7 protein-coding genes are annotated in these 10,856 nt (G+C 71.1%); 4 read left to right on the forward strand and 3 right to left on the reverse strand.

Annotated features, from left to right (window positions below):
* Together D7V93_RS27340 and D7V93_RS27345 are read left to right on the forward strand one after the other, a co-directional pair.
* A partial coding sequence (locus tag D7V93_RS27340; protein WP_120646192.1) for a TIGR02266 family protein occupies nt 1–389 on the forward strand: 389 nt, incomplete at its 5' end.
* Nucleotides 390–664: 275 nt separating this feature from the next.
* The gene (locus D7V93_RS27345) at nt 665–2,263 is read left to right on the forward strand and encodes a sensor histidine kinase (RefSeq protein ID WP_372338352.1); all 1,599 of its coding nucleotides are present in this window, start codon (nt 665–667) and stop codon (nt 2,261–2,263) included.
* A 25-nt stretch (nt 2,264–2,288) separates the two neighbouring features.
* Here D7V93_RS27345 and D7V93_RS27350 read toward each other — a convergent pair whose 3' ends face one another.
* Complete coding sequence (locus tag D7V93_RS27350; protein ID WP_120646193.1) at nt 2,289–3,428, reverse strand: THUMP domain-containing class I SAM-dependent RNA methyltransferase; 1,140 nt, start codon at nt 3,426–3,428, stop codon at nt 2,289–2,291.
* On the reverse strand, nt 3,425–6,019 hold the full coding sequence (locus D7V93_RS27355) for a response regulator (protein WP_120646194.1): 2,595 nt from the start codon (nt 6,017–6,019) through the stop codon (nt 3,425–3,427). The genes D7V93_RS27350 and D7V93_RS27355 overlap by 4 nt, the downstream gene beginning before the upstream one ends.
* Before the next feature lie 308 nt (nt 6,020–6,327).
* Here D7V93_RS27355 and D7V93_RS27360 point away from each other — a divergent pair, with 308 nt between their 5' ends.
* Together D7V93_RS27360 and D7V93_RS27365 are read left to right on the forward strand one after the other, a co-directional pair.
* A complete protein-coding gene (locus D7V93_RS27360) occupies nt 6,328–7,335 on the forward strand; it encodes a fatty acid desaturase family protein (RefSeq protein ID WP_120646195.1) in 1,008 nt (335 codons plus the stop codon).
* A gap of 428 nt (nt 7,336–7,763) precedes the next feature.
* Entirely contained in the window at nt 7,764–9,917 is a 2,154-nt protein-coding gene (locus D7V93_RS27365) for a glycosyl hydrolase family 18 protein (RefSeq protein WP_244237538.1), read from the forward strand.
* Nucleotides 9,918–10,000: 83 nt separating this feature from the next.
* Here D7V93_RS27365 and D7V93_RS27370 read toward each other — a convergent pair whose 3' ends face one another.
* Entirely contained in the window at nt 10,001–10,753 is a 753-nt protein-coding gene (locus D7V93_RS27370; protein ID WP_120646197.1) for a lysophospholipid acyltransferase family protein, read from the reverse strand.
* Nucleotides 10,754–10,856: the final 103 nt, after the last annotated feature.

The raw sequence follows: 10,856 nt of genomic DNA on the forward strand, positions 1-10,856 counted from the left end.
CGTTCCGGCGCCCGGCGCCTCCACCCCCGCCGACCTACTCGAGCGCCGAGTTCGTGGGATTGGAGCGCCGCTCCGACGACCGGCTCCACGCGGACGTGCGGGTGACGATGAAGAACACGGGCATCTTCACCGACCACCGCATCATCAACCTGTCGTCAGGGGGCCTGTTCATCGGAACGGACCGGCCGCTGCGACTGGGGACACAGGTGGAGTTGACGCTGCGCTTCGATGATCCGGAGCGGGTGATGACCCTGCGCAGCTCCGTCATCTGGGAGAACTCCCTGGACGACGGCAAGAACCCGCGCGGCTACGGACTGCGCCTGAGCGCGTTGCGCGCCGAGGAGCGCGAGTTCATCCAGCAGTACGTCCGCCGACCGAAGAAGCCCTGATAGGGTCCAAGCCGGGCCCGGAAACGGGCCTAGAACAACTGGCCCAGGAAGACCCCGGCCATCGCCACGAAGGCCACCATCACCGCCATGACGGACTTCAACTCCAGGTCCCTGCGGTCCAACTCGTTCACGAAGTTCATGGTGTCCTCCCGGATCAGCAACGGCTTCACCTCTTCCTACGGCGCCAGCGCGTGGCGATTGCCTCGGGGCCTGCGCCCCGGCGCGTTGGCGCGGCATGCGGACGGGGAAGCGGTCGGCGCCGCCCAGGGGATGCCGTGAGCCCCCCTTCCCTGCCCACCACGATGGACGGGCTGCTCCAGGCGTTGCCGGTGCCCCTGTTCGTCGTCCGCAGCGACCACCTGGTGTTCACCAACGACGCCCTCCGGGCGCTGCTGGGCCTGCGCGAAGGCGAGCTGCCATCCGTGGGTGAGTTCAGCGCCCGCTTCAGTCCGGACGAGCGCGCATGGGTGGAGCCGCTGTCCCAGGCCCTGGCGCGGGGCGAGCCCCTGCCGGATCAACCGGCCTGGATCCGGATGCGGGGAGCGGACGGACGTCGTCACATGCTGTCGCTCATCACCGGCCCGGGCCGCATCGCCCAGGAGCAGCTCGTGCTGCTGCTGGACGCCGCGGGCGGGGACGCGGTGCGCAGGCTGTCCACCGTGCTGGTGTCCACCGCGGCGGAGCTCTTGCGCTGCCGCGACGAGACGGCGGTGCTGGAGCTGGCGGTGGAGGCCGTGCACCGGCAGGGCTTCTACGTCTCCGTGATGCTGCTGGAGGGGGACTTCCTGCGCCACGGGCCGCTGCGCCAGGAGCCGGAGAGCCTGGCGGCCGCCGAACGGCTGTATGGCCAGCCGGTGCACGAGGTGCGCTTCCCTCGCGCGGCCATGCCCCACCTGGAGGAGGTGCTCACCCGGCGCAAGTCGGTCTTCCATCCGGACGCGTTCACCATGGCCCGGCAGCTCCACTCGGCGGAGGTGGCGGACAACATCCAGCGCATCTATCCCCCGGGCTCGCGCGCGCTGGACGCGCCCCTCTTCGTGGGGGACGAGCCCTTCGGCGTGCTCGCGGTGCAGTCCCCCATGCTGACGCCCGCGAACGCGGGCGCGCTGGAGCTGTTCGCGCAGCTCATCGGCGGGGCGCTGGAGAACGTGCGCCACCACCGGGCGGCGGAGGCACGGCTCGCGGAGGTGTCGCGGCTCCAGGGCGAGCTCGTCGCGAGCGAGCGGCTGACGGCGCTGGGCGAGGCGGCGGGGGTCGTGGCCCACGAGGTGCGCAATCCCCTGGGCGCCATCCTCAACACGGTGGCGGTGCTCAAGCGCGAGCCGCGCCTGGGCCCTTCTGGCGCCGCCGCGGTGGAGATGCTGGAGGAGGAGGCCATCCGGTTGGAGGACATCGTGCGCGACCTGCTGGACACGGTGCGCCCGCTGGAGCCCCGGCCGCGCCCCGTCCAGTTGGGAGAGCTGGTGCACCGCGCGCTCGGCCAGCTCCAGGGCCGGGAGGACCTGCCCACGCCGCACGTCGTCTTCGACGAGGCGCCGGAGGTGCCGGACCTCGCCGGTGACGAGACGCTGTTGCAGCTCGCCGTCACGCACCTGATGCGCAACGCGCTGCAGGCGTCGCCCGCGCGGGGCACGGTGCGCGTGGCGGTGCGCCCCGTGCCCGAAGGCGTGTCGCTGGTGGTGGAGGACGAAGGCCCGGGCATCGCGGGCGTGGATCCGCAGCGCGTCTTCGAGCCCTTCTTCCTCACGCGCGCCAACGGGCGCGGCCTGGGGCTCGCCATCGTGCGCCGCGTGGTGCTCGCGCACGGAGGCAAGGTGCGCGCCGGAGCGAGGCCCGAGGGTGGGGCCCGCTTCGAGCTGGTGCTGCCGCTCTAACGGGGAGGCGCCCCGGGCCCGCGCGTCACGGGCCCGCCAGCACCAGCAGGCAGCGCAGGCCGCCGTTCTGCACCGGCAGCTGGCGCGCGCCCTCCAGCCCCAGCGCCGCCACGAGCTTCGCGTCCTCGGGAACAATGAGCGCCTTGCGCCAGTCGCGGAACGCGCCGCGCAGCGTGGCACCCAGCGCGCGGTAGAGGCCCGGCAGGTCCTCCTCCTCGCCCACGCGCTTGCCGTAGGGAGGATTCGCCACCACCAGCCCCGGGACTCCCGGCGGCGCCTGGAGCGTGCGCAGGTCGTGCCGCTCCAGCGTCAGCGTGAGCCCCGCGCGCTTCGCGTTGCGACGCGCCGTCCCCAGCGCCCCCGCGTTGATGTCGTAGCCCCGCACGGGCACGCGCGGCGCGGGCAGCACCTGGGCCTCGGCCTCCGCGCGGCGGCGGGCCCAGGCGTCCTTGTCGAAGGACGGGAAGGACTCGAAGGCGAACGCGCGCGACAGCCCCGGCGCCCGGTGCTGGGACATCCACGCCCCCTCCACCAGGAACGTGCCCGAGCCACACATCAGGTCCAGAAGCGGCACGTCCCCGGCATAGCCCGCGAGCCGGAGGATGCCCGCCGCCAGCGTCTCCCGGAGCGGCGCGCGCCCCACCTCCTGCCGGTAGCCGCGCTGGTACAGCGGCGCCCCGGAGGTGTCCGCGCTCACCGTCCACTTGTCCCCCTCCCCGCGCACGAGCAGCGTGAGGCCCGGGCCGCCACCCTCGTCGTCCAGGTGCCCCGCGCGCCCCACCTCGGGCAGGCCCCAGGCCATGGCCGCGGACTCCAGCACCACGTTGGGCCCCGGCGCCACGGAGCGGTGCAGGCTCACCGACAGCTTCGGCGGCGTCCGGCCATCCCAGAGGCCCTCCAGGGGCAGCCGCGCCAGCACGCGCACGAGCCCCTCCGCCGTCGGCGCCGTGAACGTGCCCAGGCGCAAGAGCACGCGGCTCGCGGTGCGCAGCTGCAGGTTCGCCGTCTGGTGCAGGCCCGCCGGGCCCACGAACTCGACGCCGCCCTCCGCGCGCCGGGGGGCGAGGCCGCACTCGCGGGACTCCGCCTCCAGCGCGGGCTCCAGCCCGGGCAGCGTGGCGACGTAGATGACCTCCTCGCCTGGTCGGGCGTGCGTGTCCGTCACGCGGGCCGCGTCCGCGCGGCGGAGGCCTGCAGCAGCGCGCGTTCAATCTGGTTCAGGTCATACGGCTTGGGCAGCAACACCACACGCTCCAGTTCCCGGCCACCTTCGGTCGACACCGCGCGCGAATCCCCCGACGCGATGATGATGCGCAGGGACGGATACTGCTTCACGGCCTCGCGCGCCAGCATCACGCCGGAGATGCCCGGCAGCGTCACGTCCGTGAAGAGCAGGTCGAAGGGCGCTTCGCCCAACGCCGTGCGCGCCGCCTCCGCGCTCCCCACCGCGTGCACGCCGTGCCCCATGTCCGTCAGCAATTCGGACGCGGACTCGCGGATGTCCGGGTCGTCCTCCACCAGCAGGATGCGCAGCGGTCCCTTCACTTCAGCCTCCGTGACACGCGACGGGGTGGGCGTGGGCGGCTTCACGGCCTTCGCCGCGATCCGCTGCTCACGCTGGCGCAGCATCGCGCGGAGCTTCCGCGCAAGGTCCTCGCGCCGGTACGGCTTGCTCAGCAGGCTCACGCCGGGATCCAACCGGCCGCCGTGCACGATGGCGTTCTCCGTGTAGCCCGACGTGAAGAGCACCTCCAGGTCCGGCAGCAGCTCCTTGGCCTGCCGGGCCAGCTCCGGGCTGCGCACCGGCCCCGGCATCACCACGTCGGTGAAGAGCAGGTCCACCGGCAGGCCGCTCTGGATGACCGCGAGCGCGCTCTGCCCGTCGGATGCCTTGAGCACGCGGTAGCCCAGCTCCGTCAGCACCTCCACCACCGTGCCGCGCACCGCCGGGTCGTCCTCCACCACCAGGATGGTCTCCGTGCCCCCCTCCACCGGCCCCGCCGCGGTGTCCGCCGGCTGCACCGCCACCTGGAAGGTGCGCGGCAGGTAGAGCTTCAGCGACGTGCCGTGCCCGACCTCGCTGTAGATCTTCACGTGGCCGCCGGACTGCTTCACGAACCCGTACACCATGCTCAGCCCCAGGCCCGTGCCCCGGCCCTCCGGCTTCGTCGTGAAGAAGGGCTCGAACGCGCGCTCCATCACCTCCGGCGTCATGCCCGAGCCCGTGTCGGAGACGGCCAGCATCACGTACTGCCCCGCGGTGACCTCCGGGTGCAGCAGCGCGTAGTGGTCATCCAGCATCGCGTTGCCCGCCTCGATGGTGAGCTTGCCCCGGCCCTCCATGGCGTCGCGCGCGTTGATGGCCAGGTTGAGGATGACGTTCTCCAGCTGGTTGCGGTCCACCGACGTGTTCCACAGCCCGCCCGCGATGACCGTCTCCACCTCCACGTCCTCGCCCAGCGCGCGGCGCAAGAGGTCGTCCATGTCGCGCACCAGCCGGCCCACGTTGATGGCCGTGGGGGCCAGGGGCTGACGCCGCGCGAAGGCGAGCAGCTGCGAGGCCAGCCGCGCCCCGCGCTCCACCGCGCCCAGCGCCACCTCCAGCCGGCGCTGCGCCTTCGCGTCGCCCGCCAGGTCGCGCTGGAGCAGCTGCAGGTTGCCGCTCACCACCTGGAGCAGGTTGTTGAAGTCGTGCGCCACGCCGCCCGTGAGCTTGCCCACCGCCTCCATCTTCTGCGCCTGGCGCAGCGCGGCCTCCGTCTGGCGGCGCTCCGCCTCGCTCTCCTCCAGCGCCCGCGTGCGCTCGCGCACCAGCTCCTCCAGGTGGTCGCGGTGGCGCGCCAGCTCCTGCTCCGCGCGCTTCTGCGCGGTGATGTCGCTGCCCTGGACGAAGATGCCGGAGATGCTCCCGTCGGCCTCCACGACGGGCTGGTACACGAAGTCCAGGAAGGACTCCTCCAGCGGCCCGCCGGGCACGCGCTGCACCATCAGGCGCATGCCCTGACCGATGAAGGGCTCTCCGGAGGAGAGCACCTGGTCCAGCAGCTCGAAGAAGCCCTGCCCCTCCACCTCCGGCAGCGCCTCGCGCACGGGCTTTCCCAGGATGCTCCGGTGGCCGACGAGCTGGAGGTAGGCGTGGTTGGTGAGCTCGAACACGTGCTCCTTCCCCTTCAGCGAGCACATGAAGCCCGGGGCCTGTTCGAACAGCCGGCGCAGGTGCCTGCTCTCGTCGGAGAGCGTGCGGTTCACCTCCTGCACCGCCTGGGCGCGCAGGAACACCCCGCCCTCCAGCTGCGACCCGGGCTGCTCCCGCGCCGCCTGCTCCACGTCGCGCATGGCCTGCTTGAGCTGCTGCAGCTCCGTCACGTCCATCGTGTGCTGGAGGATGAAGGCCACCCGGCCCCCGTCATCCAGCACGGGGGTGTGGGTCGCGCTCCAGAAGCGGTCCTCCACGACGATGCCCGCGTCCGTCCACCGGGGCACCCGGTAGGGGATGAGCGCCAGCGAGTCCAGCACCCCCTCCGTCAGCACCCGGGAGAACGAGTCGCGCAGCATCCGCACGCTGCTGTTGGCGGGGTCCTCCGGGTCGTTGGGGAACGCCTCGAAGACGTAGCGCCCGACCAGGTCCTCCAGCCGGCTGGCCGTCACCCGCAGGTAGGCCGAGTTCGCCGTCACGTACCGCAGCTCGCGGTCCAGCAACATGTACGGGTTGGGGGAGAGCTCGAAGAGCTTCTGGAAGTCGAAGGGTGCCTGCATCCATTCACCGGGGAGGGCTGGGACCTCCCGTCCTTTCCATGGGCCGCGGGACGCGGAAAGGGCGTTTGAAACCAGTGTACGGACAACCCCCCCGGCACAATGGCCAAAAGGCGCGAGCGCCCGGCCACAGCGCGCGCCAGGGCCCCTGGACGGCGGCCGTCTGGGCACCACTCAACACCTGCCGGTCCCACCGCTCCCCGGTCCACCCGGACTGGAAGCCCGGGCGGGTCTTTCCGCGTTCTTAATTATCGCGATAAGATATAATTACCGCTTAGGCGGTGTAGTCCCACGCAGGAGGTCTACCCCCGATGCTTGCCGTTCCGGAACGGTTGTCGCTGGATGACTCGGAAGCGGTCACCTCTCGCGCGTTCGACCGCAGGTCGCTGACGGCCAAGGTGCGAGAGCTGTCTGTCGTGGTCAACGCGCGGGGCCTCTGGGCGATTGCCCGCCAGTGGATCATGATCGCGCTGTCGGTGGCGTTCGTGGTGCAGGTGGACCGCTGGTGGGCATGGGTGCTGGCCGCCATCATCATCTCCACGCGGCAGCACGCGCTCTTGAGCCTGGTGCACGAGGCGGCGCACTACCACCTGTTCACGAACCGGGCGGCGAACGACTTCGTGGCGGACATGCTGTGCGCGTTCCCCACGAACATCACCACGGCGGGCTACCGCAAGGAGCACGCGGAGCACCACCGCTACGTCAACACGCCCCAGGACCCCTACTGGCGGACCGCGCAGCGCGACAGCGCGTGGATCTTCCCGCGCACGCGCTGGGGCACCGCGCGCGTGCTGCTGGGGGACATGGTGGGCGTCTTCACCGCCTCGCACATGAAGATCATCATCCCCTGGTCCTACTCGGGCCGGCTGTCGGGCAAGGGGGGGCCGCCCGTCTCCCGCGCCGAACACGTGCGCTACGCGCTGTTCCTGGTGGCCCTCATCGTGGGCCTCACCCTCGCGGGCGGCTGGCTGCACTACCTGCTCTTGTGGTCACTGCCGTCCCTGACGCTGATGATGATCGCCTTCCGCATCCGCGCGGTGGTGGAGCACCCCTTCACGCCGGCCACGGAGGACGAGACGCACGAGACGCGGGACGTGGAGGCGCCCACGTGGTTCGAGCGCTTCTTCATCGCGCCCTTCAACGCCGGCTATCACCTCTCCCATCACCTCTTCCCGTCGGTGCCCTACTATCACCTGCCCGCGCTACACGAGCAGCTCAAGCAGACGGGACTCTACCGCCCCGGCGAGAACCACTTCCGCACGTACCTCCAGGGCCACGACAGCGCCTGGACCTTCCTCACGTCATCTCCCAAGGACTGACGTCGAAGGCCTGACGTCGAAAGACAGACGTCCGTCATGGGTGAAGGATTGAAGTCCCGCGTGTGACGGCGCGGGCACCTTCCCCCTGGAGGCGCGCCTGAGGCGCCTCCAGGCGCGGGGAGGGCCCGCCCGCTCCCGCCGTCTCCAGGCACGTTTCCCTCTGACACCAGGCGCCCGCGAGGCCGTCCCCGCACCGGCCGGGCGTCCTTGCGACGTGCCCAAATGCCCCACCCCATGCCTTGAACGCAGACGGGCGTTCGCGGTGTTTGTCAGCCCGCGATCGCCAGGTCCCCCGTTGCACGCCCGCCAATTCCGGCCGGCGACAGGGTGACCGGGGGCGTCCTGCCACGCGCCGCGGGCAGGACAGGCCTTACCCCCGGCACCACCTCCTCCACCTGGCGACAGGAGCAAACTTGAGAAGACAGCTCATGGGGTTCCTCTTGGCATTGGGCGCGGTGCACACCGGGTGTGGTGGTGCCCCGGAGTTCACCTCCACCGCCGGTGACGAGGACTCGCTGGTGGAATCCCAGCAGGACGCGCTCGCCAGCGCGACCACGCTTTACGACGACGCATTGGGTTCAGGCTGGGAAGACTGGTCCTACGCGACGCACAGCCTCACGGCGACGAGCCCCGTGTTCGCGGGCACGCGCTCCATCTCCGCGACGTTCGGCGCCTGGAAGGGCGTGTACCTGCACCACGCGGGCGTCCCCACCACGGGCTATGGCTTCGTGGAGCTCCAGGTGCACCCGGGCGCGACGAGCAACCCCGCGCTCGCGGTCTACGCGACCGTGGGCACGTCCCAGAAGACGCCCGTGGCGCTCAACCCGTTCTGCGCGGGCGGCACCATCAAGGCCTCCGCCTGGACGCTGTGCCGGGTGCCCCTGACGAACCTGGGCGCGGCGAACGCGAGCCTCAGCGGGTTCGTGGTGATGGAGAACGCGGGCCGCACGCTGCCCGCGATGAACTTCGACAACCTCCGCCTCGCGGCGAGCACGACCGCTCCTGCCGCCCCCACGGGCCTGAAGGCGACCGGCTCCTCGACGGACATCGCGCTTGGCTGGAGCGCGGTGACGGGCGCCACGGGCTACAACGTCTACCGCGCCACGTCCCAGACGGGCACGTACACGAAGCTCACCTCGGCGCCCGTCACAGCGGCGTCCTACAAGGACACCGGCGCCGTCACCGGCACGGCGTACTGGTACGTCGTCACCGCGCTGAACGCGGCCGGGGAGAGCCCCCGCTCCGCCGCGGTGACGGGGACGCGGACGGCGCCCACCGGAGTGAGCATCACCGTCACCCCCCTGAGCGCGACGCTGGCGCGCGGCGGCGTGCAGACCTTCACCGCGAGGGTGACGGGCGCCACCAACACGGCCGTCACCTGGTCCATCCAGGAAGGCGCCACGGGCGGCAGCATCACCTCCAGCGGCACGTACACCGCGCCGCAGACGGCGGGCAGCTACCACGTCGTCGCGACGAGCAACGCGGACACGACGAAGAAGGCCCTGGCGGACATCACCGTGACGGGCCCGGTGGGGAGCACCAACAAGTGGGTGTCCGGCTACTACACGGGCTGGAACGCGGATGAGTACCCGCCGGAGAAGGTGGACTTCACCGCGCTCACGCACATCATCGTCGGGCGCGTGACGCCGAAGCCCGACGGCACGGTCAGCGCCCTCTTCGACAACTCGAACGGCTCCGCCATGGCGAAGACGCTGTCCACGCGCGCGCACGCGGCGGGGCGCAAGGCCATCATCATGGTGGGCGGCGCGGGCGAGCACGCCGGCTGGGTGGGCGCGGCCACGAGCGCGAACCGGGAGAAGTTCGTCACCAACCTGCTCAAGGTGATGGACGACCACGGCTACGACGGGCTCGACATCGACTGGGAGCCGGTGGAGGAGGCGGACAAGCCGAACCTGCTCGCGCTCGTGCAGCGGCTGCGTCAGGTGCGCCCCAACATGCTGCTGACGTTCCCCATCGGCTGGGTGAACAACAACTTCAGCGGCGACGCGGAGCTGAAGTGGTACCCGCAGCTCGCGACGTACCTGGACCAGGTCAACATCATGTCCTACGAGATGATTGGCGTCTGGGACGGCTGGGATTCGTGGTTCACGTCCGCGCTCACGGGCGAGTCCGGCACCCATCCCACGTCGGTGGAGTCCAGCCTCAAGGCATGGGTGAACGCGGGCATCCCCAAGGCGAAGCTGGGCATGGGCATCCCGTTCTACGGCCTCGCGTGGCGCAACATCACCGGCCCGCGCCAGCCCTTCACCAACTGGTCCGACTACGTGGGCGGGGACAACTCCTTCACGTACAAGAAGATCCTCCAGCTCTCCAAGACGGGCACCCTCAAGTGGGACACGGCGGCGCAGGCCAACTACGTCACGTTCTCCACGCCCGTGGAGGACGGCACCGTGCGCTGGATTACCTACGACGGTCCGGAGGCCATCCAGGCCAAGGGCCAGTACGCGAAGGCCAACGGCTACGGCGGCACCATCATCTGGACCATCAACCAGGGCTGCACCGACCCCGCGACGGGCGCCAACCCGCTCCTCACCGAGGTCAAGAAGGCGTTCCTCCAGTAGCGGGAGCCCCGGGCTCCTGCTCCTGACGCAAGCGTGAAGAAAGCGGCCGCGTGGGCACCTTCGCCCACGCGGCCGTCTTCGTTTCAGGCGGGCGGCGGTGGGGCGGCGACGGGCGGCGCGGAGGGGGCCACCGCTTCGGGGCCCGACGCATAGACGCCCCGGTACTCCGGCGGCAGCAGCGCGGCCACCCGGCGCATCATCGCGTCCACCAGCGCCTGGCGCGCATCCGGGGCGCCGGCCAGCTCCGGCTCCAGGTCCTGCATGCGGAAGGCGGGCCCGAAGGTCACGGTGACGTCGGCGTGGTAGAGCCGCTCGCCACCCATGTCGGAGTCGTTGATGGGCATCAGCTTCTGCGTGCCCGTCAGCGCCACCGGCACGATGGGCACCCCGGCGCGCTTGGCGATGAGGCCCACGCCCTTCTTCGCCTGGAGCATGCCCGCGGAGCGGCTGCGCCCGCCTTCCGGGAAGATGAGCACCGACTGGCCGCCCTTGAGCAGGTCCACGCAGCGGCGCAGGGCCTCGATGTCCGGCGAGTTCGGCGTGATGTCGATGGTGTCCATCGTCTCCGCCGCCAGCCGCGTCATCACCGTGCCGTGCAGCTTCACGCCCGCCAGGAAGACGACCTGCCGTGGGCGCAGCGCGCGGTAGAGCGTGAAGCCGTCCGCGTTGGACAGGTGGTTGCAGATGAAGAGGCAGGGACCCGGTGGCAGGTCCTTCAGGCCATGGACCTTCGCATGGGACAGCCTGCCCCACACGGCGTGCATCAGGCCGCGCACGACGCGCCGGCGCGGGGCGCGCGGCAGGAGCGACATCAGGGCGAAGAGAACGCGTAGCACGTGTCGGCCCACTTCCTTTCCCGGGCGCCCCCCCGCAACCCGGGGCGGAACGGCTGCCCGTTCATCCGAAGATGTAGTCCTGCTCGCCAGGGCAGGTCAGCGC

This window comes from Corallococcus llansteffanensis (assembly GCF_003612055.1).
Classification (GTDB): domain Bacteria; phylum Myxococcota; class Myxococcia; order Myxococcales; family Myxococcaceae; genus Corallococcus; species Corallococcus llansteffanensis.